This is a genomic window from Vibrio hippocampi, assembly GCF_921292975.1.
Taxonomy (GTDB): domain Bacteria; phylum Pseudomonadota; class Gammaproteobacteria; order Enterobacterales; family Vibrionaceae; genus Vibrio; species Vibrio hippocampi.
Map to the genome: position 1 here is coordinate 1566556 of NZ_CAKLCM010000003.1, position 19008 is coordinate 1585563.

General features: G+C 44.6%; 17 protein-coding genes and 1 pseudogene. 12 read left to right on the top strand and 6 right to left on the bottom strand.

All coding sequences use genetic code 11. The features are described from left to right. Positions 1 to 106: 106 nt before the first annotated feature. Positions 107 to 1015 carry a hypothetical protein gene (locus tag L9Q39_RS19875; RefSeq protein ID WP_237486960.1) on the bottom strand — a complete coding sequence of 303 codons (909 nt, stop codon included), beginning with the start codon at positions 1013 to 1015 and terminating at the stop codon, positions 107 to 109. A gap of 25 nt (positions 1016 to 1040) precedes the next feature. After that, the gene (locus L9Q39_RS19880; RefSeq protein WP_237486962.1) at positions 1041 to 2084 is read right to left on the bottom strand and encodes an outer membrane beta-barrel protein; all 1044 of its coding nucleotides are present in this window, start codon (positions 2082 to 2084) and stop codon (positions 1041 to 1043) included. Positions 2085 to 2529: 445 nt separating this feature from the next. Between L9Q39_RS19880 and L9Q39_RS19885 the strand changes: the two genes are divergently transcribed. From L9Q39_RS19885 to L9Q39_RS19900, 4 genes are all read left to right on the top strand, one after another. Continuing rightward, complete coding sequence (locus tag L9Q39_RS19885; RefSeq protein ID WP_237486964.1) at positions 2530 to 3078, top strand: fimbrial protein; 549 nt, start codon at positions 2530 to 2532, stop codon at positions 3076 to 3078. A 90-nt stretch (positions 3079 to 3168) separates the two neighbouring features. After that, a complete protein-coding gene (locus tag L9Q39_RS19890) occupies positions 3169 to 5595 on the top strand; it encodes a fimbria/pilus outer membrane usher protein (RefSeq protein ID WP_237486966.1) in 2427 nt (808 codons plus the stop codon). Then, positions 5579 to 6268: a fimbria/pilus periplasmic chaperone gene (locus L9Q39_RS19895; protein WP_237486968.1), complete on the top strand. Its 690-nt coding sequence runs from the start codon at positions 5579 to 5581 to the stop codon at positions 6266 to 6268. Before L9Q39_RS19890 ends, L9Q39_RS19895 begins: the two co-directional genes overlap by 17 nt. After that, a complete protein-coding gene (locus L9Q39_RS19900; protein WP_237486970.1) occupies positions 6240 to 7532 on the top strand; it encodes a fimbrial protein in 1293 nt (430 codons plus the stop codon). Before L9Q39_RS19895 ends, L9Q39_RS19900 begins: the two co-directional genes overlap by 29 nt. Before the next feature lie 157 nt (positions 7533 to 7689). On the opposite strand, the gene L9Q39_RS19905 is transcribed toward L9Q39_RS19900, so the two are convergent. After that, complete coding sequence (locus L9Q39_RS19905; RefSeq protein WP_237486972.1) at positions 7690 to 7845, bottom strand: BRCT domain-containing protein; 156 nt, start codon at positions 7843 to 7845, stop codon at positions 7690 to 7692. Positions 7846 to 8089: 244 nt separating this feature from the next. On the opposite strand from L9Q39_RS19905, the gene L9Q39_RS19910 reads away from it, so the two are divergent. Next, positions 8090 to 8746 (top strand): nitroreductase family protein, encoded by a 657-nt coding sequence (locus L9Q39_RS19910; protein WP_237486974.1) that lies wholly within the window; start codon positions 8090 to 8092, stop codon positions 8744 to 8746. 91 nt (positions 8747 to 8837) lie between these two features. Here the strand turns inward: L9Q39_RS19910 and L9Q39_RS19915 are convergent, their stop codons facing one another. Further along, positions 8838 to 9740: a DMT family transporter gene (locus L9Q39_RS19915; RefSeq protein WP_237487100.1), complete on the bottom strand. Its 903-nt coding sequence runs from the start codon at positions 9738 to 9740 to the stop codon at positions 8838 to 8840. Positions 9741 to 10094: 354 nt separating this feature from the next. On the opposite strand from L9Q39_RS19915, the pseudogene dmeF reads away from it, so the two are divergent. The 3 genes and pseudogenes from dmeF (at position 10095) to L9Q39_RS19930 (ending at position 12313) form a co-directional block, all read left to right on the top strand. Further along, positions 10095 to 11052, top strand: a pseudogene (gene dmeF / locus L9Q39_RS19920) (CDF family Co(II)/Ni(II) efflux transporter DmeF). Then, complete coding sequence (locus L9Q39_RS19925; RefSeq protein ID WP_237486978.1) at positions 11015 to 11431, top strand: MarR family winged helix-turn-helix transcriptional regulator; 417 nt, start codon at positions 11015 to 11017, stop codon at positions 11429 to 11431. The pseudogene dmeF and the gene L9Q39_RS19925 overlap by 38 nt, the downstream one beginning before the upstream one ends. A gap of 117 nt (positions 11432 to 11548) precedes the next feature. Next, a complete protein-coding gene (locus tag L9Q39_RS19930) occupies positions 11549 to 12313 on the top strand; it encodes a hydratase (RefSeq protein ID WP_237486980.1) in 765 nt (254 codons plus the stop codon). A gap of 84 nt (positions 12314 to 12397) precedes the next feature. On the opposite strand, the gene L9Q39_RS19935 is transcribed toward L9Q39_RS19930, so the two are convergent. After that, positions 12398 to 13288, bottom strand: coding sequence for a LysR family transcriptional regulator (locus tag L9Q39_RS19935; RefSeq protein WP_237486982.1), 891 nt, complete (start codon positions 13286 to 13288; stop codon positions 12398 to 12400). A gap of 124 nt (positions 13289 to 13412) precedes the next feature. On the opposite strand from L9Q39_RS19935, the gene aguB reads away from it, so the two are divergent. From aguB to L9Q39_RS19950, 3 genes are all read left to right on the top strand, one after another. Continuing rightward, positions 13413 to 14306: an N-carbamoylputrescine amidase gene (aguB, locus tag L9Q39_RS19940; protein ID WP_237486985.1), complete on the top strand. Its 894-nt coding sequence runs from the start codon at positions 13413 to 13415 to the stop codon at positions 14304 to 14306. Positions 14307 to 14361: 55 nt separating this feature from the next. Further along, complete coding sequence (gene aguA, locus L9Q39_RS19945) at positions 14362 to 15459, top strand: agmatine deiminase (protein WP_237486987.1); 1098 nt, start codon at positions 14362 to 14364, stop codon at positions 15457 to 15459. Positions 15460 to 15538: 79 nt separating this feature from the next. Further along, positions 15539 to 16933, top strand: coding sequence for an APC family permease (locus L9Q39_RS19950; RefSeq protein ID WP_237486989.1), 1395 nt, complete (start codon positions 15539 to 15541; stop codon positions 16931 to 16933). Positions 16934 to 17013: 80 nt separating this feature from the next. Here L9Q39_RS19950 and L9Q39_RS19955 read toward each other — a convergent pair whose 3' ends face one another. Next, the gene (locus L9Q39_RS19955; protein WP_237486991.1) at positions 17014 to 18324 is read right to left on the bottom strand and encodes an ABC1 kinase family protein; all 1311 of its coding nucleotides are present in this window, start codon (positions 18322 to 18324) and stop codon (positions 17014 to 17016) included. Positions 18325 to 18477: 153 nt separating this feature from the next. On the opposite strand from L9Q39_RS19955, the gene L9Q39_RS19960 reads away from it, so the two are divergent. Further along, positions 18478 to 18858, top strand: a complete 381-nt coding sequence (locus tag L9Q39_RS19960; protein WP_237486993.1) for a VOC family protein — start codon at positions 18478 to 18480, stop codon at positions 18856 to 18858. Positions 18859 to 19008 lie beyond the last annotated feature (150 nt).

The window sequence follows — 19008 nt, forward strand, 5'->3', positions numbered from 1 at the left end:
CAATAAATTAAAGTTGTCTCTATCTTCCCACCTAAACAACGCAAATCAAATACCAGCTAGCGTGAAAAGCCTAGCTGGTCGTATTTTTTAAAATAATCTAATTAAATTATTGTATCGTGCCGTCTAGTTTATATACAACGATATCATCGATAATGCTGCCTCGGTTTTGTACACCATTGAAGATATCTTCAAATGAAAGCCTTACCTCGTCTTCACCAACTAAGCTGAACGGAATAATGACCGTACTCCAGTGGGTATTATTCCAAAAAGCCTGCACATAATCATTTTGTCGAATGTCTATATAATCGCCAGAGATATGAGTACTAACGCCAGCAAATTTAGCTAAAGCTGAATGAGTACTCGCTTTAACTTTAAATGCCAGTTTGTAGTTACCTGCAGCAAGTGGTATACCGCCTTTGGTATCAACTCGTGCGCTTCCGTATGGAGTTGACAGTGACAACACATAACCTTGTAGGTCTGCCCCTGCTTGTGCCCAAATAGAATTATATTTCAACAACATTGGACCACTACCGTAGCTGTTAAATTTTTTCAACGAACCATAAGGGATCGCCACCGTTGGCGTCGTTTTTTTACTTGAGATTGGCTGGAATCCTGTACCACGCTCAGTATCAAACGATTCATAAAATACGACCTCAACACAGTCTTCTGCAAGATCATCTTTCAGCATTAATGTCGGGGTGCTTCTGGCCATCAATGTTGCACAAGTTTGTGCCTCATAAAGCTCGGTCGTACCAACAATATCCTCCCAGCCTGTCCACCACATGCCCTCTACATCAAGGTCTGGACGAAGCCCGTTGTTGATGGTTCTTGAAGCCGGATCGGAATCGTTGTCTACGTTAACGTTGTTGTCTACGCTAAAGTTGCGCTCCCAGCGCACTGAGTCAATATGATGATCAACTTCATCTAGCCAATCGGCAGAAGCACTGGCGAATGCATAACTATTTAGCATCAGTGGTGCAGCCACCATCGCTGCAATGCTATATTTTTTTTTCATATTATTTTCCTTGTTTTGTTTGTGTTTATTCTTGGGGGTAAAGAATTAGTTCTAATTTTCTATCTTGTTGCAGGCAGTCCGCTCTTTTCTGACCTGTTTCAATTAACATGCAGCGAGAGAATCGTTCGGAGTGGTCATTGACTTGGGTATGAATAATGATGTCATCATCATCGAGAGTCGTGGCACGTTTTATGAGTTCATGTGTATAGTTTCCTCTTTGCTCGGAGAGGATTTCATTGGACTCAGCAATACCAGAGCCATCAGTGTTTACATTGGCTCGTACTTTTTCTATGCCATTTTCACTGTCTATGGTACGAATGATGCTGTTAACTTTTTGCTCTTCGATTGGCGGCAGTTGGCTTTCATTCAAATCGAAATAAGAAATAGCCAAGGTCATCAGTTCTCGTTCTGGCTCTGGGATTGGAGCCTCCTCACAAACAGGACATGGCGCTGGGACAATAACTGGGCTAGGTTCTGGCTGATTCACCGCTGTAATAAAGCTCAATGACATATAAACATCATTTAAGGAGTCATTCGCTTGAGTGACTCGAAACGCATTTCGATAGCCCGCACCAATACGCCAACGCTCAGATAATTGATAATGAAAACCAATATCTAAATAGGGAAAAGCATCACGTATTGTTTCTTGTTCAGAATCTTGGGAAAAATTATCCGTTAACTTAACGCCGACCCCAGTACCAACATAAGCACTGACGGCATCATTTAACCAGTGATGATAGGTGATGTTTGGTCCCATATAGCTCAAACTGTGGCGTGCCGAATCCACAACATCGGTATTATTATATTCAAGACCCACCACTAACTGCTTGGATAACGCTGCGCCAAAACGAAAACCGACACTACTGCCGTAGTCACCACCATATTTCTGATTAGCCACATCAGATTTACCAATTTTTAGTTGAGTGATATAGCGCCATTTTTTCGGATCTAAAGTCACTTTATCCTCTTCAATATCAAACATCGCATCGTCAATATTATCTTGGCTATCAACCGCTAATTCCGACGCAAGCAAATTGGTGCTAACAAAAAATGTTAACATAAGTAACATAAATTTATCATTCATATAATAAAACCAAAGAGATATATCTCAAAGTGACCATCAACGTGTGGGCAATGATTATAAACCTCGCCATAGATAGTCAATATAAAATAGAAACCAAATCTACTTTTCCACCTATTCCTACAAATAAACACCTCCAAAAATAGCAAATATTATCAAACCTCCAATTTGTCTATTTAATCCTACATAAATGCAATTTTGCATGAGTTATAAATATTGAGTGACACGGTGATAATTACAAAAACATAGCTATAAATAACCAACTGCACTATCTATTGGTCATTTATTGATAACGACTAGTTTTATTTCTTGGTATGCATCATTTGTTGTTCACGTTGTACAAAATTATTTACCGTTCACAAACATTCAATAGCAAAATGGTTTGTTATTGATGTGAAACATGAAAAACCTTTATTTAATTAGGAAGAAAAATATGAAAAATAAATTACTCGTTAGTGCTAGTGCGGTCGCGATTATGCTTGGCAGTCTGTCAGTTCAAGCAAATACAGGTACTGTCTATTTTTACGGCGCAGTAACTGATGCGACTTGTGACCTTACCCCTGTTCAAGACGGTGTTGAGTCGGACAGAATCGACCTAGGCACTATGGCACCTTCCGATCTTATGGCACCAGCTGTGAACTTTACCATTGAGCCAAAATCAGGTGGTACTTGTGACGCACTTACAGGAATGGATGCAGAGATTGATTGGGTATTTGGTTCAAATGGTTTAGGTGACAAAGGTCTAGCGAATACGACAGGCAGCGCAACAGGCGTACACATTGGTCTTGCTTACGGCGCGACAGCAATTAGTCAAAACACTGGTGTTGTTTCATTAGGCACTGTACCAGCGACTGGATTCGCACCTGAATTCACAGCTCAAATGCTCAATACATCGGGTGATGATGGCAATGGTGATCCTGTTGTAAACGCAACAGCAGGTAGCGTTAAGAGTGACGTCTCCTTTGCGGTTATTTATAAATAACCATTCTCTATATCGAGGCTTTGCTTAAGCAAAGCCTCGCTTTAATTGTCTTCCTCTAGTTAATGACTTTATTCCATATTGGTGTCCAAAATGCGAGCATTGCTGTTATTGATTGTCTATCCCTTTGCCTTATCTGTATTGGCAAATAACGAAAAGTTGACAAGTGAATCTGATGTCAACACCATCAATATCGCTAAAATAGATCTCGCTAATCATAGTTCGGGTTTAAATCTCAACTTTATTCGCGGTGTCAATCAGGTTGACCCGTCATTATTTAATCGACTTAGCAACAAATCAATTCCAGAGGTCGAAGATTATTACCAAGTCTATATTAATAGCACTCCTGTTTTTGAAGGCATCACGAAACTAAACATTATTAGCCAGGCCCTGTGTGTAGACCCAAAGTGGTTAGAAAAAGCCAACGTCAATTACGCACTAATGAAGGAGTGGTACAATAGTGTTCACAAGTGCTATGCGATAGAAGAAATCGGCTACTCAACTGTCGAGTATAAGCCAGAACGCAGCTCTGTATATATTTCTATTCCTCAACTATACCTCAATAATAATCGAAATCGTGATGTAAAATATGATTATGGTGAGCCAGGTTTTAAACTGGATTATCAATTCAATTGGTATAAAAATAGTGACCGAGATGCTGTCGCCTATGGCAGCGCAAAAACCCAATTAAATTTAGGTCCTTGGGTTCTGCTTAATCGATTGTCTGCTCATACAGACAACACCAATATCGAAAGTACCTCCACCCAGCTTTATCGTTCATTGTATTCACACAACAGTGAATTATATGCAGGTACTTTGTACGCTCAACCTTCTACGTTTAACAGTTTTGAGTTCTACGGTCTGACACTACAAACGGATAGCAGCATTAGAGACTGGACACAAAACATCTATGCGCCAGTGCTGACCGGAGTAGCACAAACCACCGCTCGTTTAAGTGTCTACCAAAATGATCTCTTGCTGACTGAAGTGACAGTCTCTCCCGGTCCGTTTGAATTCACCAATTACATACCCAACGGCAACGGCGATATTAAACTTGTGATCACCGAGGACAACGGCGAAACTCAAACTAAAATCTACCCAATGACAACCCTGCCCGACATGATTCGCCCCGGCATCAGCAGTTATGCATTCTCTATCGGTTCAAAAAAGAACCTAGATTTTAACGACTCTCTATTTCTCAATATGAACTATGAAATTGGTTTAGATGATTTGGGCTTGACCAGTAGCGGACTGCTTAATAAAAACTATCAAGCGATAGGGCTAGGCATCACCAAATCGTTGGGAGAAATCGGGGCTATCTCATTAAAAAACCGTGTTTCCAACGCCTACAACCACCGTCAAGATTCGTGGCTAAACGGTCTATCTCTGTCGTTACAATACGCAAAAAGAGTCAATTCGGTTACTGACTTGCGTATTGTGGGTTATCACTACAACGATAAGCACTATGTTGACTTCAGTAACTATACCCCTAGCTACTCCTTTGACAATACGCGCAATAAAAACCGCTATGAGCTGGTCGTCAACAATCACTTTGACCTATTTTCCTTAAATGCGACAGGATGGACTCAAGACTACTGGGGTAGCGGTCATCGCGATACTGGTTATGACCTAACACTCAGCTCACATTGGGGCAGCATATCGTATTCACTGGCGTTATCGAGACAAGAAAACCAGTATAGTAACGACAACAGCATCTCATTTAACTTGGGTATGCCTTTAGGCGTTCGCCAGTTCTTGTCCAATAGTTTTTATTACACCGACAGTACAGAATCCTTTGTCAACAACCTGAATTTCTCGCATCAGCTTGACGATAAAACCAGTTATGGATTGAGTGCCACGAGTACTCAAGAGGAAGCTCTACAAACGGCGACGGCGAGAGCCAGTTATCGAGGTGACCTTGCAACCGTGAGTGGTACGGTGAGCAAAACCCAAGACCGCCATACTGTCTCTGCGAGTATCGCCGGATCGATGGTCGGATTATGGAATGACAAGAGCGTCACACTTACCAACAACCGAGGCACGACGGTCGCCGTCGCCGATATTGAAGCAATCAAAGACGTAAAAGTTAACTCACGCACCTCAACCAACAGCAGTGGTCATGCCGTGATTACCCTGTCGGCGAACCGACCCAATAAAGTCACCGTCAACACCAGTGACATTGAAGAAACGATTGAGTTAGACAACAGTATTCAGCGTCTAGTACCGACTAAATACTCCATACACCATTTGCAGTACCCATACACTAAAGTTGAACGTTATATGTTCAAGCTTGTTGATCAACACAATCAAGCGATTCCTTTTGGTACGCAATTGCTGACGGAGTCTGGAAAGTATATGACTTTTGTTGCCAACAATGGCTTGGTGCAATTCAGCTTAACCGCAGAAAATAAAGTCTCAACGTTAACCAGCAGTCATGCTAATCAGAGCTGTCAATTCGAACTCAGCACCCTCACCCCATACCAATATGGAGAACCGATCCAAAATGTCTATTGTAAGTAAACTACTGACCCTACTGCTATTTATACCCTTGCCGTTATGGGCCGCATTCAGTCTTGATGGGACTCGTTTTGTTTATCATGAAACGGCAAAGAGTATGGAGGTGCAAGTCACCAATAGTGAAGAAAGAGATTACGGCGGTCAGGTTTGGGTCGAAAACTATACTCATTCGGCGCAGGAGAGTTATTTCGCCATTTACCCCGCCTTGTTCAAAATCGGTGGTCAATCTGTTCAGCAGGTGAAGTTTATCAACATTGCCCCTTTGTCTAAGGATCAAGAGTCACTGTTTTATATCAATGTGCAAGAAATCCCTCCGATAGCCAGTGATAACCAGATGAACAACGCTATTGCCATTGCCATCACTACCAAGGTAAAGCTGTTTTATCGTCCAGAAAGCCTGAAGAAAGACAGACCTTCGGCTGAAAAAAACATCACGGCTAGACGTACAGCAAAAGGCATCGTTCTTGAAAACCCAACGCCATACTATTTTGCCGTAACAAAGGTCCATCAATTACCTGACTTACCCAAAGCGACAATGGATAATTTGGCGATTTTTTCACCTCAATCTGAGGTGATACTGCCGGTATCCCAGCAGACGCAACTTAAGGAATTAAGCTTCTTAGCGATCAACGACTATGGTGGCCGAAATGAATATACAGTATCAATTAATGAATAGTAACCAAACAGGTGCTGCCCCCGTGCACAAATATATTGCTAGCCTTAGTTTGTTCATCGTGTTCATCATCAGCCTTGCATGGTCAACAAAACCCCAAGCATCTTATAACACCGCCTTTAGCCAAGCACAGGTTGCAGCGTTGGAAATTGGTCAGTGTATCTACGAGACAGAGCCTTCTTTTACCCCTTCTCTATTTACTGGAACGCTAACAGCACAACAAAATATCATGGGTACTGTTCTTAATACTATTAGCTACACCAAAGCGGGAGGAGAGGTTAACACCGGATTAGTATTCTGCCGTTGTTATGGGCAAACCAACCCAGACTATCTCCATTTTCGTGCCAATGTGCCATACCCACGAACGACCGTGACATTTCCTGATGGCACTACAGATTCAGGTTTTTTCCAAATTAACCCCTACATCGCCCTTAAAGTAGAGATTGACTTAATTACAGCAGGAACAACTGCGAGCGCGGTAACCAAGAATATCCTAGATGTGCAATCCACAAAACATACAAACTACAAAACCACCGACCATCTTTGCAAACCGGGGCAAAATCTAGGCTTTGCAGGCGATGCTGCGACTCGCTGGTATCAAGGATTCCAGCCTTTCCAGGTTGAGACCGCAATGACAGGTGAAGTGACGATTGCCCTACTTAAGCCCGTCATCAACCAAATCACCATGACTAATCAGCCCATTGCCACCATCTACGCTACGGTATCGGAACATGTCGATCCTATTACGGTAAATAACCCCAATGATTATTGGATGCAACTGTCAATTGACATCGATGTTGATGCGCTTAGTCATACGTGTGTACCGGAGGTCGAAAACCATGTTGTTCAACTCCTACCAACTAGGGGCAATAACTTTGACCACGCTGGAGCCATACCAAATAACTACTCCGCAACCTCATTCGACTTAACTTATGTATGTGACTTTAAAGCTGACAACTCAGTTAAAATGGCTTTGTTTGCCACACCTGCCAATAGCAACTATCCGCATGTTATTAAAGCCAACTATCGCGCAGGCAGTAGTCACAATGACAATCTAGGCGTTGTGGTCAAGCAGCGCAATGGGACTGGTACGATTCTTAATCCAACGACGATGAATGAAGTCAATCACGATATTTACTCCAATGTAGGTGTAGCCCAAGAACAATATACCTTTGAATTGGAAGCCTACCCGACTAAAACCACCAATGATGAGGTCATCGTTGGTGAGTATGAGGCTTCAGCAACCATTCAGCTGTCGTTTGATTAAGGAAAGTTTGATTAAAGAAAGAGCTAATAGTTATGACTCCTACTTCATCTGACTAAGCGATAACAGTCTGTTCTGACTATTCTGTCACTCTAAATAACAAAACGCCCAATCAACTGCATTGGGCGTCATTACGCATACGTTCCTGTACTGACCAATATCACTTGACAATGGTGGTTCCTTTACGACAGGTCTGTAGGTGCGTTTTTATGATTGTCGTATCATCTAACAGGCAGCGGGTATCTGGCGCCCCGCCATTTTGTGCGAGAGCAAAACCCGAAACAAAAATTGCGACAATAAATGGTAGTCGTTTCATACAGTATTCCTTCCGCGTCACCGCGGCGTTGTTCGTGCACTGTTGACCTCGTGCATCAATCTGTAACCTAGTGCATCAGCTTTCATGTTCAACATTTTTTTCGTGCCAGTTATACTGCTCCAGATAAACATCCTTCTTTGTTACACCACAAGTTGGTGATCTAAGAGATATCAACTAAGGTAAAAAGTATCCAAATTCCAATGCGACAAGCCGATTTTTATCAACAAAAATCAAGGATACGACCATGCACGACATCATCAAAGATCTTAACTTTCGCTATACCGTTAAACAGTACGACTCAAGCAAGCGCATCACCTCAGAGAAAATCGCCATCATTAAAGAAGCGATACGCATGTCTGCTTCCTCCATTAACTCTCAGCCTTGGAAATTTATCCTGTTAGAAAGTGAGGAGGCGAAGCAGCGATTTCATGACACCTTTGCGATTAAATTTCAGTTTAATCAACACCATGCACTCGAAGCTTCGCATGTTATTTTGTTTGCCTATGATCCCAAGTTTACTAAAGAGCGATACGGGCACTGTGTGGATATTGAGGTCGAGTCTGGTCACTTACCTGCCGATATGTACGACAACATGCTGAACGGCGGCTACTCATTCGCTGAGCTCAATACCGATGAGGATGGCTTTAATGGTCACTGGACCAAAGCACAACTCTATTTGGCGCTGGGTAATGCGCTGCACACCCTAGCGCGTCTTGAAATAGGTTCGACACCGATGGAAGGCGTAGATGCAGAATTGATTAGCAAAGAGTTCGAACAAGAACTGGACGGCTACGTTTGTGAGGTCGCCTTGGCGATGGGCTATCCAAAACAAGAAGAAGACTACAACCACGGCTTACCGAAAGCCCGTCTTCCTATTGATGAGATATTTATTGAGTTATAACCCTATCACGAGAAACCAATGCTCAGAACAGAGCCGCTTTGGTTCTGTTCTCTATTGTCATCCGACGTTTTCATTGAGCTAGCGAGCTTTGTTAAACCTGATCACGACGCTTAAAAAGCAGCTTGGGTCCAAAGACATTAATCAGAGCGCCTGTAACAATCAATCCCCCACCCACGTAAGTCCAAAGTGACGGAATTTCGTTAAATACCCAAACCCCAAGTAACGCTGAAAAGACAATTTGAATATAAGAGTACGCAGAAGCGGAACCCGCCGCTTGGGTTTGCATCGCTTTGGTCAGTCCATATTGACCAACTTGAGTAAAGATACCCACCAAAATCAACATCACGACCATAAACAAGCTTGGCCAAACAAACTCATCCCAGATCAAAATCATAGAGATGGGAAACGCTACCAGCGGAAAATAGAAAATAATCACGGAACTGTCTTCGGTTTGACTCAGCTTTCTCACAATAACATAGGCGATAGAGCTTCCTAATGCACCGAGCAAAGCAATCATGACACTGAACAGCGGTAACGCTTCACCAACATGACTACTCATGGTTGGCTGAACCATAACAAACAAACCGACAAGACACAGTGCAATACAGAGCATGGTGGAACGCTGAATGGTTTCTTTCAGTACAAGAAGTCCCAATAGCGCGGTAAAGACCGGATGGACATACTGCAAAATGGTCGCTTCCGCTAAAGGCAAAGTGGTAATGGAGTAGTAGACACACATCAAGGCAGCGCTGCCAACCGCGCCCCGAGCAAACAGTAATGGCTTATTGTGCCCCCAAATAGAGATCCCCTTGCGCTTTACATCCATATAACTGATCACCAACGACACTAAAGCCCGCGCTGCGACAATTTCAAAAACCGGGATCCCATATTGGCTGACGTATTTCACACAGGCAGACATAAAAGCAAAACCCATGGCGGAGAGCAGAATAAATCTAAGTCCGATGGGGACTTGAGATAGGGATAAATGGGGCATCATTACATTACCAACCTTGCAAAATATGAGAGCGAGCATGAGATCACTCGCTGCTGATAGAAAATAACTTGGTATCCCAACGACCTTAAGATATTGATACCGCTGTTACCATCAACACGAGACCGCTCAGTGTAGCGCAACTTCCATCAAAAAAGTCACTAATCTACTGATCGACTAACTAGCTAGCCAACCAACGCCATAATTAACACTCCATTTATGCTGTTCCCATGATGCTCTTAACCCAAGGCACATGCGAACCCAAGGCACATACGAAATAGTTGGTTGACTTAATTTGATAATCAAACTAAATTTACAGTCAAATATTTTGATTATCAAACAAAGGATTGTAACCCGATGGTCCAAACTTCCCACAATCATAACTTTACCGCCTACAACAAGCAGGGCGAAAAGCGCACGCTCTATGTTCTTTTGCTCACCGTCGTGACGATGGTGATCGAAATCGTTGCCGGTACGGTTTACGGCTCAATGGCTCTGCTTGCTGATGGATGGCATATGGGGACACACGCCGCGGCGTTTTGTATTACGCTGTTTGCCTATCACTATGCCAGAAGATACAGCGACAGTGACCGCTTCTCTTTTGGCACCGGAAAAGTAAGTGTACTGGGCGGATACACCAGCGCTATCGCACTGGGTATTGTCGCGATTCTGATGTTTGTTGAGTCGGTGCACCGCTTGCTGAATCCACAAGTGATTCAATTTAACGAAGCGATATTGGTCGCCATTATTGGACTCAGTGTCAATGTCGCCAGTATGTTTTTACTTGGACATCACGATGATCACGGTCATTCCCATCATCACGGTCACGCTCACAACCATGATCATGACCATCATCATCACCAAGATCACAACCTAAAAGCCGCATATATGCATGTCCTCGCTGATGCCTTGACTTCGGTATTGGCAATTATTGCTCTGCTGTTTGGTAAATTTTATGGTTGGCATTGGCTCGATGCCATTATGGGCATGGTGGGCGCTGTGGTGATCAGTAAATGGACGTTCAACCTAATCAAGCAAACCAGCCCAATTTTATTGGATGAAAGCATCGATAAAGCCTATCGAGAGGCCATCGTTGAAACTATCCAGCCCCATGGAACGATCACCGACCTGCATATCTGGAAAGTCAGCAGCGATCACTACAGTGCAGCCATTAGTATCGACAGTCGCGATTCGCTTACCCATCAAGACTATAAGAAAATGCTGGCTAAATTTGATAAGATTCATCATCTAACGTTGGAAGTTTACGCCTCAAGCCTATGCAAAATATAGAAAAGCTCAACCAATTACTGACTGAATTTTATGACAAGATGTCCTCTTGGGAGCAATCTGTCGTCAAAGAAACTGGCTACTCACTGGCTCAGGTTCACACCATCGAAGTATTGGGGTCGCACGGCGCTATGCGCATGAAAGAACTCGCAGAGAAGCTCGGGATCACCACTGGCACACTCACGGTACAAATCGACAAGTTAGTACAAGCAGAATTGATTGAACGAGGCGCTCATCCCAACGATAGACGCGCCATCGTGGTGAGCTTGACCGAGCAAGGGCAAGCGATCCACCGTCACCACAATCAACTCCATCTCAGCTTGGTTCAAGAGTTAACGCGTCACCTCGAACCAGAACAAGAAAAAGTGCTGGCTCATTGCTTAGAAACGATGAATCGAGAGTTTTAACGTCATGACTTGCAATACAAAGTTCATACTCTAACTCTCGGTTTGCTCGCCTGCTACTTTCTACCTTGCCGTAATTACTATAATATCTCCCTAGGCCAACCATTAAGATAATACAATATGACTATCAATTACACAGAGGCAGCTTCTGAGCTGCTAAGCCGCCGTGTGGCGGGTACTAAGGCTGCACGCCTAAATGAAGACATTCGCCCTATCACTATTGAAGATGCGCTTAATGTGCACTCTGCAATGATTGAGCTGCGTAGCGATAAAGTAGGTGGATGGAAGTGTTTACAACCGCTTGCTGAAAACAAATACGTGGTTGCACCTATCTTCGCAGATACCGTGAATAAAGGTGAAACTTGTGAGCTATTTGCTGACAACGGTGTTGCTCGTATCGAACCAGAAATTGCTTTTGTTCTTGGACAAGATCTTCCTGCACGCGCGGAAGGTTATACACCAGCAGAGATCGATGCCGCGATCGGTTCTTGCCATATGGCTCTTGAGCTAATGCAATCACGTTTTGCTGAAAACAGCGACGCCGAGTTCTTTGAAAAACTGGCGGATTGCCTAGTCAACCAAGGTCTATTTATCGGTCCAGAAATCGCGCGTGACAAAGCGTATGCCGCTGCAACTATCGCCATTACTGTTTCACAAGGTGACGATGTTCAGACCTTCGACGGCAAGCACCCAAATGAACTGGCACAAAACCCAGTTTACTGGTTAATCGACTTTATGACTCGCCGTGGCACTAGCTTCAGCGCTGGCGAAGCGGTTATCACAGGCTCTTACTGTGGCATCGTTGAAGTGGCATTTGATAAGCCAACAAGCATCAAATACCAAGGTATTGGTGAGTATCAAGTGACCTTTAGCGCTAAAGCGTAGTCGTCGAATATTTATAAAAAAAGCAGTCGGTACAAGGTATCGACTGCTTTTTTTTTGCGCCACAATCTACAACATGCCACCACTCTAATCCAATTTTAAGATCTCTTGAGTGAGCCAATTGATACCAGGTTGATGGTCATAGAGTTTGTGGCTGAGAATACTTAACGACAACTCAGGGATCCCCTCCGGCAACTCAACTATCTTGAGCGGTAACATCTCAATCAATTGTGTGGCAATACGCAATGGCACACAAAAAAGCAACCCCGAACTGGCACTGATTCTGGCGCAAACCGAGTAGCTTTGTGCAACAAACTGAATAGTTCGATGCATCCTCTGTTTTTGCAACCAATCATCAATCGCATCATAAGCACTACCCACGATGGGCAGATGAACTTGTGGTTGACTAACAAACTCTCTTAAACCAAGGCGATCAGGGATATCCTTGTGATCGGCAATCACACCGACAAAAGGATCACTTAACCAAGGGCGACGATTAAAGTTACTGGAAACATACTGAACATTATCAACCCCAACATACAGATCCAGTCGACCACTTTCCACTCGCTCCATTTTGACGTCCTCAGAGTTGATATCCACCGAGATGCGAACATTGGGCGCTTGGTGACTAAATTTATTTGCTAGTTGCGGCATGGCAAAAAATTCAAAGTAATCACACGCACCAATATAAAACGTTTGTGAATCTATCGCCGGATTGAAATTCATCTGCACTTGCAATGAGCGCTCTATTGTCGCAATGCCTTGGCGCAAGATCGGCAGCATTTGTTGCACGAATGGCGTCGGTTCCATCCCTGAAGCCGTGCGTATAAATAATGGGTCATTTAAACGTTCCCGTAGCTTCGCTAAGTTGTGACTGGCAGCTGATTGACTGACATACAAGCGTTTGGCTGCACGCGTAATATTGCGCTCTTCATCTAGCGCAACCAAAATTTTTAAGTGGTCAAAATCGACTGACATTCCTTTACCCGCCTGAATTATGAAAAAATCTCATGCAAACATGATAATAACCCATTACGTGATAATGCTCGAGAGCGATATAGTTTTTCTTATCCATTAAGAAAGCGTCAACAAAGGAATAAGTATGACCAAGAGAGTAACCGTTGCTGCAACACAAATGAGCTGTAGTTGGGAACAAGAGGAAAACATTCAACGAGCAGATGAAATGGTGCGTGAAGCCGCAGGGAAAGGGGCGCAAATCATTCTATTACAAGAACTTTTCGAAACACCCTATTTTTGTATCGAGATAGACCAAGCGCATATGAAATTAGCAACATCCGTCACTGACAACCCTGCAATTCAGCACTTTTCACAACTTGCCCAAGAGCTCGATGTTGTGATCCCGGTGAGTTTTTTTGAACGTGCTGGACAGGCGAGTTTTAATTCTATCGCCATCATTGATGCGAGCGGCGAAGTTCTTGGTGTGTATCGTAAAACGCATATCCCCGATGCCGATGCCTACCAAGAGAAGTTCTATTTCTCACCAGGTGATACTGGCTTTAAAGTTTGGCAAACCAAGTACGCCAAAATCGGAGTGGGTATTTGTTGGGATCAATGGTTCCCAGAAGCCGCCCGTGACATGGTGTTGCAAGGAGCTGAATTGCTTCTCTACCCAACCGCTATCGGCAGTGAGCCTCGTCAACCAGAACTTGATTCTCAACCGCACTGGCAACGCGTCATGCAAGGGCATTCCGCGGCCAATATGGTACCTGTTATTGCATCAAATCGCATCGGAAGCGAACAAGCACAGTTGATAGAAAGCGAAATGACTTTCTATGGCACTTCGTTCATTACCGATCACACCGGCGCCAAAGTTGCAGAAATGGATCGCACGACAAGCGGAGTGATAGTTTATAGCTTTGATTTAGATTCCATCGACTTTGAACGTCGCGGTTGGGGTCTATTTAGAGATCGAGTTCCCAAAGCCTACCAACGCTTAGCGACACTCGATGGCAGCCTATCAGCACAAACGCTGTAAACGCAATCAACAGCAAACGCAATCAACAAGGTTCAATACTGATAGGAGACAAGTTATGTCAAAGAAATTAACCACCACCCCAAAACAAGACCACTTTAGAATGCCAGGGGAGCATGAGACACAGGATGCAGTTTGGCTTGTCTGGCCGGAACGAACTGACACCTGGCACTGGGGGGCAAAGCCCGCGCAAACGGCATTTGTCAACGTGGCGGAAGCCATTGCTGAGGTTACGCCTGTTACCATGATTGTTTCGGCACGCCAGTATGACAATGCGCGTCGTCGCCTCTCTAGCCACATTCGCGTGATAGAAATGACCACTGATGACTCTTGGCTGAGAGACAGTGGTCCCAGCTATGTTGTTGATGACAAAGGCAACCGTCGAGCCGTCGATTGGCAATTTAACGCATGGGGAGGCTTCTTAGCGGGTGCATTTTCGCCTTGGGATGCTGACGATGCCGTTGCCCGTAAAGTAGCGAATATCAACCATGATGACTATTATCGCGCGCCTCTAGTCCTTGAGGGCGGGTCGATTCATGTTGATGGTGAAGGTACTTTATTTACCACCGAAGAGTGTCTGCTGCATCCAAGCCGCAACCCAGAGATGAGTAAACTCGAGATTGAGGCGCATTTAAAGCAACACCTTAATATCGACAAGGTGATTTGGCTGCCTTTAGGGCTGTATGCCGACGAAGATACTAATGGTCACGTTGACAACCTGATTCACGTTGCACGCCCTGGTGAAGTCGTTTTATCTTGGACGGATGATACTCGTGACCCACAGTATAAAATTTCCCAAAAAGCCTATGAAGTATTAAGCCAAACCAAGGATGCCAAAGGTCGCTCTCTTATCATTCACAAATTACAAACGCCTGGTCCTTTGTATATCACTGAAAATGAAGCACAAGGGTTTGATCACATCGATGAAATTGATCGACAGGTAGGTACAAGGCTTGCCGGCAGTTACGCGAATTTTTTGATTACCAATCAACGCATTATTTTTCCGCTACTTGATGACAAGCAAGATGCACAAGCTCAACAGACTCTGCAAGAGATTTTCCCCTCTTATCAGGTCGTTGGTGTACCGGGTCGAGACATCTTGCTCGGTGGGGGCAATATCCATTGCATCACTCAGCAGATCCCTGCCATCAAATGAATCACTAAATCACTAAACGCAAGTATCAAGATTTTGCCCAATGACGGGCAGCTTCTCCAATTCAATTGGGATGAATATTATGGAAAATAAACAAAAATTAGGGCTATTTAGCGTCGTCGCCTTCATGTTGTCAGGTCTACTGGGTATCGATGCACTCGCGCCAGCAGCAGGGATTGGTCCCAGCGTATTTGGCTGGTGGTTACTGGTCATTGGACTCTTTGTTGTTCCTTACGCGCTTATCGTCTGTGAACTCAGTGCAGCCTATCCCGGCACCAGTATCTATGAGTGGGTGCTAAGAGGGATGGGGAAACGCAATGCCGCGCGAGTCAGTTGGTATTACTGGATCAACGTACCTTTCTGGATGCCATCAATCTTTTTGATCTGTGGCGGTATGCTGGCAGAGCTATTTTGGCCAGAGATGTCGACTTGGGGCATATGCAGTATCGCGATTGTCATGGTTTGGGCAACGATTTTTGTTGCTAATGCATCGCTCGATTTTGGAAAAATCATCAACGCTATTGGCAGCTTCTCTAAGGTAGCGATCTTGTTAGCCTTTGTGATCGGCGGCTACTTGCTGACACAAGATCAGCCCCTAATAGTGAACGAGATTAATCTCGACACCATGACGCCGTCGATGGAAGATACCTTCACCTATGCTCCAACGTTGATCTATATGTTCCTTGGTGTTGAGATCATTGCCTGCATGGGACCTAATATTCAACGCCCGGAGCGCAATATTCCGTTAGGGATTTTCATTTCATTGGCTATCATCATCGTGCTCTATGGATTAGCAGCTTTCGCCATGCTGATTGCCATCCCTGAAGATCAACTCTCACTCGTTGCCGGTCTAGTTCAAACGCTAAAAATTCTGTACGGAGACTCTGCCTTTGGTCAATTTGTCACCATTGCACTGTCTCTGTTGGCAACTCTTGGACTGTTTACCTATCTTACTCCTTGGGTTATGGCGGTTTCTCGAGCTGCGGCAGAAGCGGCTAATGACAACGAAATGCCAGCCATCTTTGCGAAAACCAACAAAGCGGGTGCACCTTATGGCGCTAACATGCTCACCGGCATTATTGCCACCATTGCTCTTGTGTTACTAGGTATGGTCTCTGGCAGTGCGGACGATCTCTTCTGGGCGTTGTTCTCTTTTGCCAATGTTTTGTGCTTTGTTGCCTATATTTTCTTCTTTGTCTCTTTCTTACGCTTACGTCAAAAAGAACCCGAAATTGTAAGACCGTTCAAAATACCGGGTGGTACGCCTATCGCAGCTTTGATGGCTCTGATCCCAGCCGCGATACTAGCAATATCCGGTCTGCTCTTTGTTTTTCCAGATATTCTCAGTGGCGTCATCGATTGGGACTACTCAAGCCCGACCGTTTACGCACTAGTTATTGCTCTGCTCGTTATTGAGGTGAGCATAAGTAAACTGCAGAGTAACCAGAAGTTCAAACTGGCGAGTAGTAATGGCTAGCAAGTCGCTATTTCAAGCAAGTCATCTCTAGTAAACAACGGGAGCTTTTCATTTGAAAGGCTCCCGTCATTTCATTGCTCTCAATCTAAATACGGCAGCACCAACTGGCGAATATTCACTCTAGCGCCCAACCTTGCTGCAAGCAGGTACATTCCGCCAATCTTACGGTGTAAAAACAGTGCATCAGCGGGAGGCGTGTGCCAATAGTCCTGCTCCATGCTCAATACAGTTCCTGCTTCACGTAATCTGAGCGCTAAGCCACTGGCTCGAAAATCGTAGGCTTCATCCACCAACATCGGTTCGCAAGCGGTTTTAACTAAATCAAGCACAGCTTGACGCTGCGATGGCATGATGGATTCACTAAAAAAGCCGATCTGTTCCAAGGCTCGATTGAGCCCAACTTCATCCCCCTTTATTGCGGCGATAAAAGCTTGCCGATAACCGCCACTGAATCGCTCGCTGTATTCTCGAGTCGCACCAAAATCCAGCAGTCCAATCTGCTTTTCCTGCTCTAGGTACACGTAGTTGGCAAAGTTAGGATCGGTTTGCACCATCTTGAATTCAAACAGTTCTCTAAACAGTAAATCCAACAGGTTATGCATAACGAAATCTTTCGTCGCTTGATCGGCATGTTCGACCTGCTCAATGGCATAGCCTTCAACAAACGCCATCGCTAACACGGATTCACTGGAACACTCATGGTAGATTTTCGGCACCACAAAGTGGGGATGAGAGTGAAGCGCTTGATGATAGCGCTCGGCAAACTGAGCTTCGCGGCAATAATCGGCTTCATCATGCAACTGTTTCTTGGCCTCTTCCAACAATCCCTTGTAATCGACAGATTCTGGAATCAAACCCACCACTCTGAGTAAGGTGCCGACATTATTCACATCGCTATCAATGCTTTTGCGAATGCCCGGATATTGCACCTTGACCGCCATTTTTGCGCCATCATCATTGTAGGCTTGGTGTACCTGCCCTATCGACGCGCTGGCTAATGGTTTAAAGGTAAACGCCGCAAACGTGGACTTCCAATTCGGACCCAGTGCTTGCTCCATCACTTGGTTGAGTTGCTTGGCAGGCAATGGATCAGCATCAGAACGCAAACGCGCCAATATCTCCGCCAGTTCTGGCTGCAATATATCACCAGCGTCCATAGACAACATCTGACCCAGCTTCATTGCCGCTCCCCGCAAATGCGCCAATTGGTCGGTGAGGCGAGTAATATTTTGTGGTGTCAGTAATAGATCTTTCGCGCTGGGACGTTGACCTTGTAGCATCTGTTTCGCCCCCTCGGCGGCGACATTGCCTGCAACTCGGGTGGCCAATGAAGCAAACTTACTAAACCTCGCGAGTCTGTGCGTCGGTAGGTTGGTTTCTCTTTCTGCCATAAGTTGCTCCTCTGTTTGTTATCGTTTACGAACTATCACTGCTATTGGAGCAAATTTAGCGAGTTTAATTATGGTCACACGACAACCCGCACCAACATTGACTATGCTCATTACAGTCTCATGTTAACCACACACGATTGCAAGGAGAGAGCCATGGAAATCAATCCTGTTGCTTGGTTTGAAATCTACGTTGATGATATGCCAAGAGCGAAAGCCTTTTATGAAGCCGTCTTTGAGGTTCAATTAGAAGCCATTGCAACGCCAAATGACACCGAATTGGAAATGTGGGGCTTTCCCAGCTCAATGGATCACTATGGCGCAGCTGGCGCATTAGCCAAAATGACCAATGTTAGCGCCGGAGGCAATAGCACTCTGGTCTATTTTGCGTGTCAGGATTGTGCGGTGCAGCAAGCGCGAGCCAAGGTTCAGGGTGGTGAAATACATAACCCGAAAATGTCGATTGGCGAACATGGATTTATCAGCCTAGTGTCGGATACCGAAGGCAATATGATTGGTCTTCACTCAATGGTGTAGCCGCACCTTTCGTCGCTTTACAATGTAAATTATTATTTTTTGCGGCTTGATGGTGGGTAATGCGCTTACTCACCTCACGCTTGCCGTATTGCCATCTATACTGTAGCTATACACCTAGACGCATAACAGTAATGAACCTCAGCCCCTCCG

Coding starts and splice junctions, on each gene's coding strand:
- L9Q39_RS19885 (WP_237486964.1), top strand. CDS start 2,530: ATGAAAAATAAATTACTCGTTAGTGCTAGTGCGGTCGCGATTATGCTT.
- L9Q39_RS19960 (WP_237486993.1), top strand. CDS start 18,478: ATGGAAATCAATCCTGTTGCTTGGTTTGAAATCTACGTTGATGATATG.
- L9Q39_RS19895 (WP_237486968.1), top strand. CDS start 5,579: ATGTCTATTGTAAGTAAACTACTGACCCTACTGCTATTTATACCCTTG.
- L9Q39_RS19915 (WP_237487100.1), bottom strand. CDS start 9,740: ATGCCCCATTTATCCCTATCTCAAGTCCCCATCGGACTTAGATTTATT.
- L9Q39_RS19925 (WP_237486978.1), top strand. CDS start 11,015: ATGCAAAATATAGAAAAGCTCAACCAATTACTGACTGAATTTTATGAC.
- L9Q39_RS19880 (WP_237486962.1), bottom strand. CDS start 2,084: ATGTTACTTATGTTAACATTTTTTGTTAGCACCAATTTGCTTGCGTCG.
- aguB (WP_237486985.1), top strand. CDS start 13,413: ATGACCAAGAGAGTAACCGTTGCTGCAACACAAATGAGCTGTAGTTGG.
- L9Q39_RS19875 (WP_237486960.1), bottom strand. CDS start 1,015: ATGAAAAAAAAATATAGCATTGCAGCGATGGTGGCTGCACCACTGATG.
- L9Q39_RS19905 (WP_237486972.1), bottom strand. CDS start 7,845: ATGAAACGACTACCATTTATTGTCGCAATTTTTGTTTCGGGTTTTGCT.
- L9Q39_RS19890 (WP_237486966.1), top strand. CDS start 3,169: ATGCGAGCATTGCTGTTATTGATTGTCTATCCCTTTGCCTTATCTGTA.
- aguA (WP_237486987.1), top strand. CDS start 14,362: ATGTCAAAGAAATTAACCACCACCCCAAAACAAGACCACTTTAGAATG.
- L9Q39_RS19910 (WP_237486974.1), top strand. CDS start 8,090: ATGCACGACATCATCAAAGATCTTAACTTTCGCTATACCGTTAAACAG.
- L9Q39_RS19900 (WP_237486970.1), top strand. CDS start 6,240: ATGAATATACAGTATCAATTAATGAATAGTAACCAAACAGGTGCTGCC.
- L9Q39_RS19950 (WP_237486989.1), top strand. CDS start 15,539: ATGGAAAATAAACAAAAATTAGGGCTATTTAGCGTCGTCGCCTTCATG.
- L9Q39_RS19935 (WP_237486982.1), bottom strand. CDS start 13,288: ATGTCAGTCGATTTTGACCACTTAAAAATTTTGGTTGCGCTAGATGAA.
- L9Q39_RS19955 (WP_237486991.1), bottom strand. CDS start 18,324: ATGGCAGAAAGAGAAACCAACCTACCGACGCACAGACTCGCGAGGTTT.
- L9Q39_RS19930 (WP_237486980.1), top strand. CDS start 11,549: ATGACTATCAATTACACAGAGGCAGCTTCTGAGCTGCTAAGCCGCCGT.